Raw genomic sequence first — 15,888 nt, 5'->3', positions numbered from 1 at the left:
ACTGTTGGTCAACACCTGTTGGCTTATGCCTGTCGGCCGGCCCACGCAGGTCGGGCTACGACTGCAGGTCAACACTTGTTGGCCAACGCCCGTTCACCAACGTACGGCGGCCACGCTGGACCGTCAACACGTGTTGGCCTACGTTTGTTGGCATGGTCGACATGTCTTCCCCCACCCCGCCCGTCGCTCCCGCCCCCCGCCGCTCCGACGCCACACGGAACGCGATCCTCACCGCGGCGCGGGAGCGGTTCGCCGCCGACGGGTACGAACGGGCCACCATCCGCGCGATCGCGAGGGACGCCGGCATCGACCCGTCGATGGTCATGCGGTACTACGGCTCGAAGGAGGGGCTGTTCGCCGCGGTGCTCGACGTCGACCTGCGGCTGCCCGGGATGCAGGGGGTGGACCCGCGGGAGGTGGGCGAGGTCCTCGTGAGCCACTTCCTCGACCTGTGGGAGGAGAACAGGGAGGTCCTCACCGCGATGGTGCGCGTGGGGACGACGAACCAGACCGGCGCCGAGGGCGTGCGGCGCATCTTCCGCGACCAGATCGTGCCGCTGGCCCGCCAGGTGTGCCCCGATCCGGAGCAGGCCGCGACGCGGGCGGCGCTCACGGCGTCACAGATCATGGGCATGGCGCTCACCCGCTACGTATTGCGTCTGCCGCCCACCGTCGCGCTGAGCCGCGAGGAGATCGTGAAGTGGCTGGGCCCGACGGTGCAGCGCTATCTCACGGCGCCGTACCCGACGCCGTACCCGGGATGACAACGCGTCCAGGGCATCCACCGCACACGCGGTGCGGTGGATGCCCTGGACGGAGACGAGGGACGGACGAGCGGGAGATCCCGCCGCCGGCGTCAGGCCTTGGCCGGGGCCTTGCCCTTGGCCTTCGGCTGCCGGTCGGTCGACCGGTCGAGGACCATGACCAGGCCCGCGATCACCGCGAACAGGACGACCGGCGCCACGACGAACAGACCCACGGTCTCGATCACGCTCAGGCCGGTCCCCGGGTCGTCACCGTCGTCGCGCGTCAGCGCGAGCGCGGGGGACGACATCAGCAGCATCATCAGCGTCGTACCGGCGGCCAGGGCGCCGGCGCGCAGGGCGTTCTTCTTGTCCACGGTGCCAACGTAGCGAACGCCGGTGCGCACCGCGCGCCCGGGGTGCCGTACGGGCTCAGTCTCCCCCCGCGACGTCCCCCTTCGCCCCGCGTCCCCGCAACACGTCCACCAGCGCGTGCAGCCGGGGCGACGCCGCCAGGTCCTCCAGACAGACCGGGCGCCCGGCGGCGTCGGCGATGGGCAGACGCCAGTTCGGATACTGGTCCCAGGTGCCCGGCAGGTTCTGCGGGCGCCGGTCGCCGACCGCGTCGGGCAGCCAGAGGCCGACCAGACGGGCCGGGGTGCGCAGCAGGAACCGGTGGACCGCCTGGATCTCGGCCTCCTCCGACGCGGCGGAGTGACCGCCGCTCGCGCCCTCGAGCAGCCCGAGCCGGCACAGCGAGGCCAGCCACTCCCCCGTGTCGGCGGCGGCAGCGGCGCGCTCCTCCTCCACCGGACGGGTGAGCAGGCCGAGGCGGGCCCGGAGCTCGACGTGGTCGCCGGTGAGCCGGGAGGCCGTGGACGGCAGGTCGTGGGTGGTGGCCGTGGCCAGGCAGGCCGCCCGCCAGCGCTCCGGCGGCAGCGGCAGGCCGTCGCCCTCCCAGTCCCGTTCGAACCACAGCACCGACGTGCCCATGACGCCCCGTGCGTCGAGCGCCTCGCGCACCCCGGGCTCGACCGTCCCCAGGTCCTCGCCGATCACCAGCGCCCCGGCCCGGGACGCCTCCAGCACGAGTATCGCCAGCATGGCCTCGGCGTCGTAGCGGACGTACGTGCCCTCCGTCGGCGCCTGGCCCTGGGGCACCCACCAGAGCCGGAACAGCCCCATCACATGGTCGATGCGCAGGGCGCCCGCGTGCCGGAACAGGGCCCGCAGCAGACGGCGGTACGGAACGTAGCCGGAGGCGTCCAGACGGTCCGGGCGCCACGGGGGCAGGCCCCAGTCCTGGCCGCGGGCGTTGAAGGCGTCCGGGGGCGCGCCGACCGACATGCCCGCGGCGAAGTACTCCTGCTGCGCCCAGGCGTCGGCCCCGTCCGGGTGCACGCCGACGGCCAGGTCGTGCACGAGCCCGACCGGCATCCCGGCGTCGCGCGCGGCACGCTGCGCGGCGGCGAGCTGTTCCTCGGTGAGCCAGGCCAGCCGGGAGTGGAAGTCGACGCGGTCCATCAGCCCGGCCCGCGCGCGGGCGGTCCCGGGCGAGCGGGGATCACGCAGCTCCGCGGGCCAGCGCCGCCAGTCGGACCCGTGCACCTCGGCCAGCGCGCACCAGGTGGCGTGGTCCTCCAGGGCCTCGCCCTCCTCGGCGAGGAAGTCGGCGTACGCGGCCCGCCGGCCGGGCCCGAGCGGTACGGCGCACACAAGCTCCAGCGCCTCGCGCTTCAGCTGCCACACGGCGTCCCGGTCGATCAGCCCCGCCTGCGACTCCTCCGTCGCCCCGCCCCTGTCCCCCTCCCCCTCGCCGAGCACCGAGTCACGCAGCCGCGCGGCCCGTTCCAGCAGCGCGCGCAGCCGCTCGCGGCCCTCGGCGTACGCGAACTCGGGGACGTCCTCGACCCGCAGGTGCACCGGGTCCGGGTAACGGCGCGAGGAGGGCCGGTACGGGGACGGGTCGGTCGGGGTCCCGGGCACGGCCGCGTGCAACGGGTTGACCTGTACGAAGCCGGCGCCGAGCGCCCGCCCGGCCCACGCGGTCAGCTCCGCGAGGTCACCGAGGTCGCCCATGCCCCAACTGCGCCGCGAGAGCAGTGAGTAGAGCTGGACGAGGACGCCGTACGCGCGGCCGGGCGGCGCGGGCAGTCTCGGCGGGGCGACGACGAGGTGGACGTCGGCGGTGCGGCCGTCGGGGGCGGTGGCACGCAGCGCGTGCACACCGGGTGGGAGGTTCTCGGCGGTGGAGCGGGATTCGCCCTGCTCGGTCTCGATGCGCAGCCGGGTGCCGTCCGGGAGGCCGGCCAGGGCCGCGGGCCCCTGCCCGCCCCAGCACACCACGGTGGGCGGCAACAGCCGCTCGCTCAGTTCCCGTTCGCGCGCGGCCAGGGAGTCCCGTACGGCCTGCGGGGTGCTCGCGTCGACGTCGAGGGCCGCGAGGGCCGCGACGACCGCGGTGTCGGAGGCGGCGACGACCCGGCCCGGTGACGGGCTGTAGGAGGTGTCGACACCGTGCAGACGGGCCAGCCGGGACAGCGGGGTCTCGTCCTCCGTGCCCTCCATCTACACCCCCGGGGGGTCGAAGCCCCAGGCGGCACCCGCGGGTGTCGGTTCGCTGGTCAGGGGCGTGGTGTCGGCGAGCGGCGGCTCACTGGTGAGGGGTTCGGCGTCGGGCAGCGGAGGCTCGCTGGTCAGCGGTGCCTCGACGCACGGGCCCTCCGCGCTGAAGACGCACACGTGGTGCTCGGGGTCGGCGGACGGTTCCGCCCCGGGTTTGGAACGAGCCGGAACCGGAAGGCGTGCGGCCACGAGGGCCTCCTTGTCGTCGTACGGCTGTACCGGGTCATCGCAGCCCTACCCCGTGGGCGCCGCCGCAGACGTGACCGGCCGGACAACGTGACGTTGGCCACAAACTCTCCGTCGCGCCGCCGTCACAGGGCGTGCAAGCCGGGCAATTCTGGCACATCGCCTGCGCCTGCCGATGCGCCCACCGTCCACTCCTCGGACTATTCACTCAGTACATGTACCGAGTACATAATGAGCGCTATCGGCGCTGCCGCTGCTCCCCTCGACGCTGCTCGCGGGTGCCGGGGGCATGGCGATCGGCACGTGGTACTCCGCGCTCGCGGCCGAAGTGGGCTCCGCGCCGTACTCCGCGCTGCTGGTCCCGCCGGCGGTCTACGCGGCCTGCCTGCTGGCCGCCGCCACCTCGCTCCCCCTCCTGCGCCGCACCGTGCGGCCGGCGGAGCTGCGGTACACGTGAGCGGGGGGCGCCGCACGAATCCGGCGCCCCGCCTCCGTCGTACCGTTCCGTGCTGTCCCCTGCCGCTACTTCGTCGTCGGCACGATCGGCGAGGCCGCCACCGACTGCGGGGAGGTGGCGGAGGCGTACGCGGACGGGGCCGCCACCCCCGCCGCCGGGTCGGCCGGCGCGTCCCCGTCCGCCTGGAGCGGGATGCCGCCCACGATCTGGATGTCGGCCGCGTCGAAGGCGACCTTGATGCGCCAGCGCAGCTCGCGCTCCACGGACAGCGCCTTGCCCGGCATGGTCTTGGCGGAGACGCGGACCACCATCTGGTCCAGCAGGACGCTGTCCAGGCCCAGCACCTCGACCGGCCCCCACAGGCGCTCGTTCCAGGGCTCGTCCCGGCTCATCTCCGCGCCGACCTCCACCAGGACCCGGCGCACCTTCTCCAGGTCCTCGTCGGGGCGCACGGTGACGTCGACGCCCGCGGTGGCCCAGCCCTGGGAGAGGTTGCCGATGCGTTTGACCTCGCCGTTGCGGACGTACCAGATCTCGCCGTTGTCGCCGCGCAGCTTGGTCACGCGCAGGCCGACCTCGATCACCTCGCCCGAGGCGACGCCCGCGTCGATCGAGTCCCCGACCCCGTACTGGTCCTCCAGGATCATGAAGACCCCGGAGAGGAAGTCGGTGACCAGGTTGCGGGCGCCGAAGCCGATCGCCACGCCCGCGACACCGGCCGACGCCAGCAGCGGGGCCAGGTTGATCTCGAAGGTGCCGAGGACCATCAGCGCGGCCGTCCCCAGGATGAGGAAGGACGCGACCGAGCGCAGCACCGAGCCGATGGCCTGGGAGCGCTGGCGGCGGCGCTCGGCGTTGACCAGCAGACCGCCGAGGGCCGTGCCGTCGACCGCCTGGGCCGTACGGTTCATGCGGTCTATGAGCTTGGTGATGGCCCGGCGTACCACGACTCTCAGCGCCACCGCGATCACCACGATCAGCAGGACCCGGAGCCCGATCGCGAGCCAGGTGGACCAGTTCTGCTCGACCCAGCTCGCGGCGTTCGACGCGTGCTCCTGGGCGTCCTGGAGCGAGGGCACGTCGGGCGTCGGCGCCTGCGAGGGCGTCGGCGACGGCTCGGAGCCGGCGGCCGGTGGGACGGCGTACAAGGACACGGCTGGTACCTCCAGTGCAACGGTCCGCTCCGGCCCGGCGACCAAGGTCACGAAAAGGTAACCGGACGGGCGGATGCACCACACTATCGGGGCATCGTGTGCAGATCGTCCCAATGTTCGAGGAAGGAACTGTGCCCACCCCTGGTGAACAGGAGGGATGAACCACGCGTGATCCTGGGGATGAATGAGGTGTGGTCGAAAACACTCTCAGCCCGTTACCGGGACATGGTGGCGCTTTCACCAGGCATGAGGGGAGACTGACTACGGATCGTCCCGGCGCGAGCCACGCGCCGCCGGCGTACAAGGAGGCATCCGTGCCGCATGTCCTGGTCCTCAACGCGTCGTACGAGCCACTCGGCGTCGTACCGCTCCGCCGCGCGCTCGTCCTCGTCCTCGAGAACAAGGCCGTCTGCCTCGAGGAATCCGGCGCCCATCTGCACAGCGCGACCGTCACGCTCCCCGCACCCAGCGTGGTCCGGCTGAAAAGGTTCGTGCGGGTCCCCTACCGGGGGCCCGTTCCGCTGACCCGCCGTGCGCTCTTCGCGCGCGACGGCGGCCGGTGCATGTACTGCGGTGGCGTCGCAACCAGCGTCGACCACGTCATCCCGCGCAGCCGCGGGGGCAAGCACGTCTGGGACAACGTGGTGGCGTCCTGCCGCCGCTGCAACCACGTGAAGGCCGACCGCCACCTCGTCGAGATCGGCTGGCGGCTGCGCCACAAACCCGCCCCGCCCACCGGCCTGGCCTGGCGCATCATCGGCACGGGCCATAGGGACCCGCGCTGGCTGCCATACCTGCAGCCGTACGGCGCGGACGACGCTCTGGCCCGGATCGACGGCATCTCCGCCTGACGGTCCGGGCCTTCGCATGTCCCGACTTCCGGCGCCCGGCGCCCGTACGTCGCACGGTCCGGGCCTTCGCGGGCGGCGGGGGTCCGGGGTCGTGCACCGGGGTGCACGCCGGGCGCCCCGGCCCGCGACGGCACTCTCGTGGAGCCGTGGGTTTTCCCGAGTTCTCCTAGGCCCCTGAGGCCCTTGAGCCCCCTTGAGGCCCCTGAGCCCCTGAGCCCCTGAGCCCCTGAGGATTCATGTGGTCTCGTGCGGCCCCTGACAGCCGCCCCGCCGCAAGTACCCCTGCAGACAGGCCCGCTGGATCTGTGCCTCCACCACGGGGCTGACCGAGGTCAGCACCAGCTCGACGCCCCGGCCCGCCAGCATCCGGCTCATGCCCAGCAGCACGTACAGGCCCGATTCGTCCGTACACCGGGCGATGCTGGAGAGGTCCACCAGCAGTCTGCGCCGGGGCGCCCCGACCGCGCCCGTCATCAGCCAGCGCGTCTCTTCCCGCAGTTCGTCGATGATTCCCACGCCCAGCGTGCCGGTCACGCACACCAGCACGCTGGCTTCCTCCGGGTCAGCGTCCGGGGAAGCCTGGTGAAGTCGTCGTACAGAGTGGCCCATCCGCGAGGTTCGCATCCTTCGTGTGACTAGTTGCTCGCCTGCGCGACATGCGCGGCACAGTCCGCGCTGCGAAGGGCCGCCACGACCGTGGGGTAGCAGGGCAGGAAACGGCCGGTCGCCGTTTTGGCGATCAGGCGTTCCAGGTCATGGTCGGGCCCGACGACGAGGAGCTTCACGCCCGCCGCGCGGGTCTTCAGGGCCAGGGTCAGCAGCGCGAAGAAACTGCGCCCCCACACCGGGCTCGCTTCAGTGAGATCGGCAAGCAGTACAGAGCGACTGGTTCCGTGCAGCACCTGTTCGCTGACTCGCGGGATCTCGTCGGCTTCGATATCGCCGACGAACCGGACGAGCACACACGCGGCGCCTACTGGGAACTCGATTCCAGCGCCCACGGTGACCTCCCGCGTTCACCGTGAAAGCTTCCACCGCTACTGGCCGAACGGTGCTGGGCACGTTGTTGATTCCCCCGTCGACACGATGGAAGCACACCGCCACGCTGCGTGTCCACGAGTGGAGAACGTGCCCTCTGCACAGGGCGGGCGTTCGCACCGGGCGCTGAACCCCGCCGCCCCCTCCGGCGTCCGGATCAAGGCGGCCGGCCGTTGCACCATCGCACCGGCGGTCTCGAAATGGCATGAGACGCGATCACTAACCGGGCGGAAAAAGACTGGCCTTCGCCATTTCCGTACGAATTCGAAGCTTGCCTGTATCAACAAGCAACCCGCGAGACGGTTACCGCGAGATAAGGCAATGCTTTCGCGCTCAGGAGGGTGGTGGGTGCGCGGCGCGCGAGCCGCCGGCCGTGGTCCCTTCCCGAGGTCTTCCGAGCGGCTCCCGCCCCACCGGCGTCAGCGTTGGTCCGGCGTGGAGCGAAGCCCCCTGCCCGATCCTGGTCGTGGACAGGAACGGCGGCATCGTCGAGGTCAACGAGGCCGCCCGGACACTGCTGTCCGGGACGGCGGGCGGCGACCGGCCGTCCTGGCACCTGCCGGACTGGCTGGCGGACGCGCACCGGTGCGTGACCGGCGGCCCCTCCACGACGTGCGCGCCCACCCGGTCCGGCCGCATCGGCGAGCGGATGTTCGAGGCATTTCCCACGCCGCACCCGGACGGGGACGTGGTGTGGTGGCTGATCGACGACACCGACCGCCGGCTGGCCGAGGAGACCCTGCGCAGGGCGCAGGAGCGCGCGGCCGTCCTCGCCGGGGTGTCCGGCACGCTGCTGTCGTCGCTGAGCGTGCAGACCTGCGTCGAGGCGGCCGCGCGTCTGGCGGTGCACCACCTCGCGGACGCCGCCGTCCTGATCTCCCCCGCCTCCCCCGCCGGGAGCGACCGCTTCCCGGTCACCTTCGCGCGGGCCGGCGGCCCCGTCACCGGGACCACCCGCACCGTCGACCCGGCGACCGTACCCGGTCTGGCCGAGGCGCTGCAGGGTCTCCCGTCCGTGCCGGCGTGCTGGATCGACCCCGGTGAGGTTCCCGCCTGGGTGATCCCCCAGGGGTTCGAGGGCCCGGTCGGCTCCGTCGTGGTGACGCCGCTGCCCGGCCACGGCGTCCCCGACGGCGCGCTGATCCTGCTGCGCTCCGTCGGCCGGCGGGCCTTCGCCGAGGACGAGGAGGCTTTCGCCGGCCTGTTCGCCGCGCGCGTGGGAGCCGCCCTGTCCTCGGTCCGCGTGTACGGCGAACAGTCCCGTGTCACCGCGTTGCTGATGCGGGAACTGCTTCCCCCGGCGCTGGGCACGGTGCACGGCGTCGAGTACGCCGGACGTTTCCGTCCCTTCCAGGACAGCGAGCGGATCGGCGGTGACTTCTACGACGTCCACCCCGGCGCCGACCCCGCCGAGGAGACACTCGTCGTCCTCGGTGACGTGGCGGGCAAGGGCCTGGACGCCGCCGTGCTGACCGGCAGGGTCCGCAACAGCCTGCACGCCCTGCGGCCGCTCGCCCACGACCACGGTCACGTCCTCGGGCTGCTGAACACCGCGCTCCTCACCTCCCCGCACGAGCGGTTCGTGACGCTGGCCCTGGCCTCGGTGCTCCGGCGGCGCGCGGGCCGGGTGCGGTTACGGCTCACCAGCGCGGGCCATCCCCCGCCGCTCGTCCTCCGCGCGGACGGCCGGGTGGAGGAGAGCGGGACGTACGGCGACCTGCTGGGCGCGATGCCGTCCGTGTCGTTCCGGACCGAGGAGCTCGTCCTCGCCCCGGGGGAGACCTGCCTGCTGTACACGGACGGCATCACCGAGGCCCGCGGCGGACCGGTCGGCGGTGAGCTGTACGGCGTCGAGCGGCTCGCGCGGGACCTCACGGGGCGCGCCGGCATGCCCGCGGAGGCGGTGGTGGAGCGCGTCCACATGCTCGCCGCGCAGTGGCTCGGCCGGGGCCGCCACGACGACATGGCGGTGGTCGCCATCGGCGCGCCGAGGACCGGTCCGCTGGCGGTGGTCGACGGAGACGGCCACGCGGACCGCCGGGGAGGCGCCGACCCGCACGTCGGCGAAGACGTCCGCTCCCCGAACACCCACTGGCGGCAGAAGAGAACCAGGAGAACCTGATGACCGACACCGGCAAGACCGCCGCCGATCTGCGCGACCGGCTGTGGAGCGCCGTTCTCGGCGGTGACGCGTACACCGCCACGGACACCCTGTACCAGGGACTCGACATCGGCCTCGACACGGAGACGCTGCTGCTGGACGTGATCGGCGCGGTGCAGGAGAAGGTGGGTACGGAATGGGCGGCCGACCGGATCACCGTCGCCCAGGAGCACGCGGCCACGGCCGTCAACGAGCGGGTCGTCACGGCGCTGGTCCCCTCCTCGCCCGTCCCGGCCGACACGGGCTGGGGCCCGAGCCGGGGCCGGGTGACCGTGGCGTGTGTGGAGGGCGAGTGGCACGCCTTCCCGGCCCGCCTGGTCGCGGAGGTCCTCGCCCTGCGCGGCTGGCAGGTGGACTACCTCGGCGCCCAGACGCCCGGACCGCACCTGATCACCCATCTGCGCCGTACCGGGGCGGACGCGGTGCTGCTCTCGTCCTCGCTCCCGACCAGGCTGCCCACCGCCCACGCCATGATCGCCGCCTGCCAGGCCGCGGGCGTGCCCGTGATGGTGGGCGGGAGGGCCTTCGGCCCGGACGGCCGCTACGCCCGTGCCTGCGGTGCCGACCGGTGGGCCGCGAACGCGCGGGAGGCCGCGACCGCGCTGGAGGGCGGACTGACGGCCGCGACCCCGTCCCCGGGTTCGACGACCGCCCGCCAGCCGGTGGACGACCTGCCGCACCTGGCCGACCAGGAGTACACGATGGTCGTGAAGTCGCGTACCCGGCTGGTGGAGGAGACGCTGGCGGGCCTGCGGGAGGAGGTACCCGCGCTGCGGCTCTACACCGACGTCCAGCACGAGCGGACCGCCGAGGACCACGCCCACATAGTGGACTTCCTCGCCGCGGCCCTGTACGTCGACGACACCGCCCTGTTCACCGGCTTCATCGGCTGGACCGCCGACGTCCTGGAGGCCCGGTCGGTCTCGCCGCGCTGCCTGGTCCCCGGGCTGCACCTGCTCGCCCGACGGCTCCACGACTTCCCGCGCGCCACGGCCCTGCTCCACGCGGGGGCCGCCACCGTGGCCGCCCGGCCGGGCACCGGTCCGGGGAACACCGCATGACGGCACCTGACCCGGAGTTCAGCCTCATCGTGACCGCCGTGGCGGACGTGCTGAGGGTGGAGATCGCCGGTGACCTCGACCAGACGGCGAGCGAGGAACTCGTCCGCGCCGTGGCCGGACATCTCACCCCGGGCACCGCCTTCCGCCACCTGCGGCTGGACTTCCGTCAGCTGACCTGGATCGACTCGATGGGCCTGGCGGCGCTGCTGCGGACCCGCCGCCTCACGAGCACCGCCGGCGTGCGCCTCCGCCTGGACAACCGGCCGGGCTTCCTGGACCGCCTGCTCGCGCTCACCGGTACGTCGGCCCATCTGACCGCCTCCGGGAGTACGGGCGAGGAGGTCACCGGCACGGGAACGGGCTGACCGCTTGGCGAAGCGCAACTCTCCGCCTGCGGACGGCGCTTGAGTACGCGCTTCCGTAAGGTGGGGAACATGTCGCCGGCTCGGATGAAGGACTGAACCGCACATGAAACTCACGGTGGTCGGCGGAGGTTCGACCTACACCCCCGAACTCATCGACGGATTCGCCCGGCTCAGGGACACCCTGCCCGTCGAGGAGCTCGTACTCGTCGACCCGGACGCCGAGCGGCTGGAGCTGGTCGGCGGCCTGGCGCGGAGGATCTTCGCGCGGCAGGGGCACGGCGGGCGGATCGTCACCACCGGTGAGCTGGACCGCGGGGTGGACGGCGCGGACGCCGTGCTGCTCCAGCTCCGGGTCGGTGGGCAGGCGGCCCGGGAGCAGGACGAGACCTGGCCGCTGGAGTGCGGCTGCGTCGGGCAGGAGACCACCGGTGCGGGCGGGCTGGCCAAGGCGCTGCGCACCGTGCCGGTGGTGCTGGACATCGCCGAGCGGGTGCGGCGTGTCAGCCCGGATGCCTGGATCATCGACTTCACCAATCCGGTCGGCATCGTGACCCGTGCGCTGCTCCGGGCCGGGCACCGCACGGTCGGGCTGTGCAACGTGGCGATCGGGCTGCAGCGGAAGTTCGCGGGGCTGCTGGGTGCGGCCCCCGCCGAGGTGCACCTCGACCACGTCGGGCTCAACCACCTCACCTGGGAGACCGGGGTACGGCTCGGCGGGCCGGAGGGCGAGAACGTACTGCCCCGGCTGCTCCGGGAGCACGGCGACACGATCGCGGCCGATCTGCGGCTGCCGCGTCCCCTGCTCGACCGGCTCGGGGTGGTGCCCTCCTACTACCTGCGGTACTACTACGCCCACGACGAGGTGGTGCGCGAGCTGCGCACCAAGCCGTCGCGGGCCGCCGAAGTGGCCGCGATGGAGCGCGAGTTGCTGCGGATGTACGCCGACCCCGCGCTCGACGAGAAGCCCGCACTGCTCGCCAGGCGCGGCGGGGCCTACTACTCCGAGGCCGCCGTGGACCTGGCGGCGGCGCTGCTCGGCGGGGCCGGCAGCCCGTACCAGGTGGTGAACACGTACAACGCGGGCACGCTGCCCTTCCTGCCGGACGACGCGGTGATCGAGGTGCCGGCGGCGGTCGGCACCCACGGGCCGTCCCCGCTGCCGGTGGCTCCCGTGGACCCGCTGTTCGCGGGACTGACGGCGAACGTGACGGCGTACGAGGACCTGGCGCTGGAAGCCGCGCTGCACGGGGGCCGCGAGCGGGTCTTCCGTGCGCTGCTCGCCCATCCCCTGATCGGCCAGTACGCCTACGCCGACACCCTCACCGACCGGCTGCTCGCCCACAACCGGGAGCACCTCGCGTGGGCGTGACCGCGTCCGGGGGCCGCCACGACGCCCTCCTGCTCGCCATCGACGCCGGGAACAGCAAGACCGACGTGGCCGTGGTCACGGACGCCGGCGAGGTCGTCGGCACCGCGCGCGGGGGCGGGTTCCGGCCTCCGGCGGTGGGGGTCGAGACGGCCGTGGACGCCGTCGCCGACGCCGTGCGGCGGGCTTTCGAACAGGCGGGAGGCGTGCGCTCGGTCGCCCATGTGTCGGCGTGTCTCGCGAACGCGGACTTCCCCGTGGAGGAGGAGCGGCTGGCCGCCGCGCTGCACGCGCGCGCGTGGGGCGCGGACGTCGAGGTGCGCAACGACACCTTCGCGATCCTGCGGGCCGGCATCGACGAACCGCGCGGTGTCGCCGTCGTCTGCGGCGCCGGTATCAACTGCGTGGGCATGCGGCCCGACGGCCGCACCGCGCGCTTCCCCGCCGTCGGCCGCATCTCCGGTGACCGGGGCGGCGGTTGGGACCTGGCGGAGGAGGCCCTGTGGTGGGCGGCGCGGGCCGAGGACGGCCGCGGGGAGCCCACCGCCCTGGCCCGTGCGCTGCCCGCCCACTTCGGACTCGGATCCATGTACGCGCTGATCGAGGCGTTCCACCTGGGGCACCTCGCGTCCGGCCGGCGGCACGAGCTGACGCGGGTGCTCTTCGCCACGGCGGCGGACGGCGATCCGGTGGCCCGCGGGATCGTGGACCGGCTCGCGGAGGAGGTCGTCACCCTGGCCACCGTCGCCCTGACCCGGCTGGGTCTCCTCGCCGAGGAGACGCCCGTGCTGCTGGGCGGCGGTGTCCTCGCCGCCCGCCCCCCGCAGCTCGACGGGCGCGTGCGCGAGCTCCTGGCCGCCCGGGCGCCCAAGGCCGTACCCCGGGTGGTCACCGCCGCCCCCGTCCTGGGGGCCGCCCTCCTCGGCCTGGACCGTGTGGGCGCCCCGGCCGACGTCCACGCGCGCGTGCGGACGTACTACGAAGGCGCCTAGCGCGCCCTCCCGGGTGGAGACCGCCGGGGAACCGAACCGGGGCCCCTCGCGTATTCACGGGCAGGGGGTGGTGCGGGAGGACTTGTGCGGTTGGGAGCCCCGACGGCCGGGCAGCGATCAGATCGCCTGCCGTGCGACGGTCCGAACACGGTCCGGCAAGGCTGGTGCGGATGTCGGTCCCGGCGACGATACTTGCGGCCGTGCACCTCGCTCGCTCGCCGGACACCGTGCGGCACACGCACCCCGTACGGCATCGCGCCGGGCGGCGCCGGACACCGGGCCGGGTGAGCAAGTGATGACCTGAGGGGGAGGTCGAGTGACGTACACGCCGAAGGGCGGCGCGGCATCGCCGCCGCGGACGGGACGCGTGGTCCCCGCCGTCCCGTCACAGGCGGCACGACCGTCACCGACGACGCCTCCGCCACCCGCCTCACCCCCGGCACCCGTGTCGACCGCGCCGCTCCCGTCGCCCGGCGGCCCTGTCGAACCGCCGCGCCGCACCGCGTTCATGGAGGGCGTGGACCGGCTGCGCGCGGCCGCGACGACCGAGCCGGGGCGGTTACGGGTCATCGGCGCCGCCCTCGCCCTCCTGGCCGTCCTGTTCGGCTCCGTGTCCGCGGTGCAGATGGACGACCGTGCCGACGCGGCCGACCACGTGCTCCACCGCAGTCAGCCCCTGAGCGTCGCCGCGGCCCGCGTCTACGGCTCCCTCGCCGACGCCAACACGGCCGCGTCCAGCGGTTTCCTCGCCGGCGGCCAGGGGAGCCCGGAGTCCCGCACCCGCTACCGGGACAGCATCGAGGCCGCCGCCGACGCCCTGGCCGAGGCCGCCACCGCCGCCGAGCCGGGGTCTTCCTCCGCGAAGGCGGTCACCGAGCTCAGCAAGCTGCTGCCGGAGTACAACGGCCTCATCGAGCAGGCCCGCGCCAACAACCGCCAGGGCTACCCGCTGGGCGGGGCCTACCTGCGGTACGCGAACGACACGATGCAGGAGAGGATGCTCCCGACGGCGGAGCGCCTCTACCAGAACGAGAACCGGCGGCTGCGCGGCGACTACGATGCCGCGACCCCCTACCCGTGGGTGGCGACGGGTCTCGGTGTCCTCGCCCTGGGCGCCCTCGGCTGGGCCCAGCGCCGCCACTACCTGCGGACGAACCGGGTGCTCAACCGCGGTCTGGTGGCCGCCACCGCCGCCTGCGGTCTGGCGCTGGTCTGGCTGGTCGCCGGCCACTCCGTCGCCCGCTCGGGTCTGGGCGACTCCTACGAGCACGGCGTGCACTCGCTGCACGTGCTCAACGACGCCCGGATCGCCTCCCTGAAGGCCCGCGGCAACGAGACGCTCACCCTGGTCAGCCGCGGCGCGGAGCTGACGAAGAGCGGCGAGGACGTGTTCGACAGGGCGTACCGGAGCGACATGGACGACCTCTCCGGACTCCTGGACGAGGCCGCGCGCATCGCCGACGACCGCGCGGGCGAGCAGCCCGTGCAGGCCGCCAGGGGCACCATGGAGACCTGGCGCGAGCGGCACCGGGCGGCGCGCGAGGCCGACGCCGCCGGCGACTACCAGGCAGCCCTGGACGGCATCGTCGGCGACGAGGACAAGCCGTCGACGGGTGAGTGCTTCGACGGCATCGACGGCAGCCTGAACAAGGCGCTCGCACACGAACAGGAGGAGTTCGAGGAGGCCGCCCACGCCGGCCGGCAGGCCATGCGCGGGCTGCCCGGGGGCACCGCCGCCCTCGCCGTGCTGGGCGCGTCGGGCGCCGTGCTCGGCATCGGCCGCAGGCTTTCGGAGTACCGGTGACAAAGGCGGTCACAACGGGGAAAGGGGGAGCGGTGATGAGTGCGATACGACGTCTGGGGTTCCGTACGAAGGGCTGGGGCGGCGTGGGCGCGATGGTGGTCGCCTGCGCCCTCACCGCGGCCCTCGCGCTGCTCCCGCTGCGTGGCGCGGGCGGGAGCGGCGGTACCGGAACGGGCGGGGCGGGCACCACGCGGGTGACGTACACGAAGGCCGAGACCTGCGAGCACCCCGAGAAGCGGAGCCCGGCGCCGTCCGCCGACGAGAGCGGTCCGGCGGTCCAGGAGATCAAGAGGCGCGGGTACCTGATCGTCGGCGTCGACCAGAACAGCTTCGGCTGGGGCTACCGCGACCCGAACAGCGAGAAGGGCGGCGCCGGACTGGAGGGCTTCGACATCGATCTCGCCCAGGAGATCGCCGACGAGATCCTCGGCAAGCGCGAGGACAACATCCGGTTCCTGGCCGTCACCACGGACCAGCGCTTCCCGGCGGTCCGCGACGGAACCGTGGACATGGTGGTCCGCACGGTGACGATCACCTGCACGAGCATGCAGGAGGACGTCGCCTTCTCCGCGCCCTACTTCCGGACCGGCCTGCAGGTGCTGGCACCCCGGGACTCACCCATCGAGGGATACGACGAGACGCTGGCGAACGGGCGCGTCTGTGCCGCCGAAGGCTCCGTGGCGCTGAACAGGCTGAGGGGGGACAAGAGGAACGGCAAGGCCGTGTCCGTTCCCAACCAGCTCGACTGCCTGGTGCGGCTCCAGCTCGGACAGGCCGACGCCGTCGTCACCGACGGCGCCCTCGCCGCCGGCCTGGCCGCGCAGGACCCCACGGTCGCGCTCAAGGGCGACCCCTTCACGGACGACTACTACGGGGTGGCGATGCGGCAGGGCGCCGACGACCTGGTACGCCGGGTCAACCAGGTCCTGGCGGACTACCGCGACGACGGCTGGCGGGCGTCCTACAAGAGGTGGCTGGCCAAGCCGCTCGGCGGCGACGCGTCGAAGTCGCTGCCGCCAGAGCCCGAGTACCGCTGAGCGGACCCCGGGCACGCACCCGCACCGACCACGACGAACGAGGACCCG

The 15,888-nt window shown here is 73.3% G+C and carries 16 protein-coding genes; 10 read left to right on the top strand and 6 right to left on the bottom strand.

The genetic code is table 11. From position 1 onward, the window contains the following. The first annotated feature begins 161 nt into the window (after positions 1-161). Positions 162-764, top strand: coding sequence for a TetR/AcrR family transcriptional regulator (locus tag IEZ04_RS13105; RefSeq protein WP_373296308.1), 603 nt, complete (start codon positions 162-164; stop codon positions 762-764). A 92-nt stretch (positions 765-856) separates the two neighbouring features. Here IEZ04_RS13105 and IEZ04_RS13100 read toward each other — a convergent pair whose 3' ends face one another. From IEZ04_RS13100 to IEZ04_RS13090, 3 genes are read right to left on the bottom strand one after another with little or no spacing between them, the layout of a single operon-like run. Further along, a complete protein-coding gene (locus tag IEZ04_RS13100) occupies positions 857-1,120 on the bottom strand; it encodes a hypothetical protein (protein WP_189216963.1) in 264 nt (87 codons plus the stop codon). A 55-nt stretch (positions 1,121-1,175) separates the two neighbouring features. Then, complete coding sequence (gene malQ, locus IEZ04_RS13095; protein ID WP_189216962.1) at positions 1,176-3,311, bottom strand: 4-alpha-glucanotransferase; 2,136 nt, start codon at positions 3,309-3,311, stop codon at positions 1,176-1,178. Further along, the gene (locus IEZ04_RS13090; RefSeq protein ID WP_189216961.1) at positions 3,312-3,557 is read right to left on the bottom strand and encodes a hypothetical protein; all 246 of its coding nucleotides are present in this window, start codon (positions 3,555-3,557) and stop codon (positions 3,312-3,314) included. Between the two features lie 286 nt (positions 3,558-3,843). Between IEZ04_RS13090 and IEZ04_RS13085 the strand changes: the two genes are divergently transcribed. Further along, on the top strand, positions 3,844-4,011 hold the full coding sequence (locus IEZ04_RS13085) for a hypothetical protein (RefSeq protein WP_268245665.1): 168 nt from the start codon (positions 3,844-3,846) through the stop codon (positions 4,009-4,011). Positions 4,012-4,076: 65 nt separating this feature from the next. Here IEZ04_RS13085 and IEZ04_RS13080 read toward each other — a convergent pair whose 3' ends face one another. Beyond that, positions 4,077-5,165, bottom strand: a complete 1,089-nt coding sequence (locus tag IEZ04_RS13080) for a mechanosensitive ion channel family protein (protein ID WP_189216960.1) — start codon at positions 5,163-5,165, stop codon at positions 4,077-4,079. A gap of 314 nt (positions 5,166-5,479) precedes the next feature. Between IEZ04_RS13080 and IEZ04_RS13075 the strand changes: the two genes are divergently transcribed. Then, positions 5,480-6,016, top strand: a complete 537-nt coding sequence (locus tag IEZ04_RS13075) for an HNH endonuclease (RefSeq protein WP_189216959.1) — start codon at positions 5,480-5,482, stop codon at positions 6,014-6,016. A gap of 234 nt (positions 6,017-6,250) precedes the next feature. Here IEZ04_RS13075 and IEZ04_RS13070 read toward each other — a convergent pair whose 3' ends face one another. Next, a complete protein-coding gene (locus IEZ04_RS13070; RefSeq protein ID WP_189216958.1) occupies positions 6,251-6,562 on the bottom strand; it encodes an STAS domain-containing protein in 312 nt (103 codons plus the stop codon). Positions 6,563-6,651: 89 nt separating this feature from the next. Continuing rightward, entirely contained in the window at positions 6,652-7,017 is a 366-nt protein-coding gene (locus tag IEZ04_RS13065) for an STAS domain-containing protein (protein WP_189216957.1), read from the bottom strand. A gap of 494 nt (positions 7,018-7,511) precedes the next feature. On the opposite strand from IEZ04_RS13065, the gene IEZ04_RS13060 reads away from it, so the two are divergent. The 7 genes from IEZ04_RS13060 (at position 7,512) to IEZ04_RS13030 (ending at position 15,840) form a co-directional block, all read left to right on the top strand. Next, positions 7,512-9,176, top strand: coding sequence for a GAF domain-containing SpoIIE family protein phosphatase (locus IEZ04_RS13060; protein WP_189217156.1), 1,665 nt, complete (start codon positions 7,512-7,514; stop codon positions 9,174-9,176). Next, positions 9,176-10,276, top strand: coding sequence for a cobalamin B12-binding domain-containing protein (locus IEZ04_RS13055; RefSeq protein ID WP_189216956.1), 1,101 nt, complete (start codon positions 9,176-9,178; stop codon positions 10,274-10,276). The genes IEZ04_RS13060 and IEZ04_RS13055 overlap by 1 nt, the downstream gene beginning before the upstream one ends. Further along, positions 10,273-10,641, top strand: a complete 369-nt coding sequence (locus IEZ04_RS13050; RefSeq protein ID WP_189216955.1) for an STAS domain-containing protein — start codon at positions 10,273-10,275, stop codon at positions 10,639-10,641. Before IEZ04_RS13055 ends, IEZ04_RS13050 begins: the two co-directional genes overlap by 4 nt. Positions 10,642-10,744: 103 nt before the next feature. Beyond that, positions 10,745-12,010 (top strand): 6-phospho-beta-glucosidase, encoded by a 1,266-nt coding sequence (locus tag IEZ04_RS13045; protein ID WP_189216954.1) that lies wholly within the window; start codon positions 10,745-10,747, stop codon positions 12,008-12,010. Next, positions 12,001-12,999, top strand: a complete 999-nt coding sequence (locus IEZ04_RS13040) for an N-acetylglucosamine kinase (protein ID WP_373296296.1) — start codon at positions 12,001-12,003, stop codon at positions 12,997-12,999. The genes IEZ04_RS13045 and IEZ04_RS13040 overlap by 10 nt, the downstream gene beginning before the upstream one ends. 316 nt (positions 13,000-13,315) lie before the next feature. Then, complete coding sequence (locus IEZ04_RS13035) at positions 13,316-14,803, top strand: GlnX family signal transduction membrane protein (RefSeq protein WP_189216953.1); 1,488 nt, start codon at positions 13,316-13,318, stop codon at positions 14,801-14,803. Between the two features lie 35 nt (positions 14,804-14,838). After that, positions 14,839-15,840, top strand: a complete 1,002-nt coding sequence (locus IEZ04_RS13030) for a glutamate ABC transporter substrate-binding protein (RefSeq protein WP_189216952.1) — start codon at positions 14,839-14,841, stop codon at positions 15,838-15,840. Positions 15,841-15,888 lie beyond the last annotated feature (48 nt).

Origin of the sequence: Streptomyces ruber, from assembly GCF_014648075.1 — a bacterium.
Lineage (GTDB): Bacteria > Actinomycetota > Actinomycetes > Streptomycetales > Streptomycetaceae > Streptomyces > Streptomyces ruber.
This window is presented reverse-complemented; position numbering and strand designations above follow the sequence as displayed.

Coding starts and splice junctions, on each gene's coding strand:
- malQ (WP_189216962.1), bottom strand. CDS start 3,311: ATGGAGGGCACGGAGGACGAGACCCCGCTGTCCCGGCTGGCCCGTCTG.
- IEZ04_RS13045 (WP_189216954.1), top strand. CDS start 10,745: ATGAAACTCACGGTGGTCGGCGGAGGTTCGACCTACACCCCCGAACTC.
- IEZ04_RS13030 (WP_189216952.1), top strand. CDS start 14,839: ATGAGTGCGATACGACGTCTGGGGTTCCGTACGAAGGGCTGGGGCGGC.
- IEZ04_RS13105 (WP_373296308.1), top strand. CDS start 162: ATGTCTTCCCCCACCCCGCCCGTCGCTCCCGCCCCCCGCCGCTCCGAC.
- IEZ04_RS13050 (WP_189216955.1), top strand. CDS start 10,273: ATGACGGCACCTGACCCGGAGTTCAGCCTCATCGTGACCGCCGTGGCG.
- IEZ04_RS13055 (WP_189216956.1), top strand. CDS start 9,176: ATGACCGACACCGGCAAGACCGCCGCCGATCTGCGCGACCGGCTGTGG.
- IEZ04_RS13085 (WP_268245665.1), top strand. CDS start 3,844: ATGGCGATCGGCACGTGGTACTCCGCGCTCGCGGCCGAAGTGGGCTCC.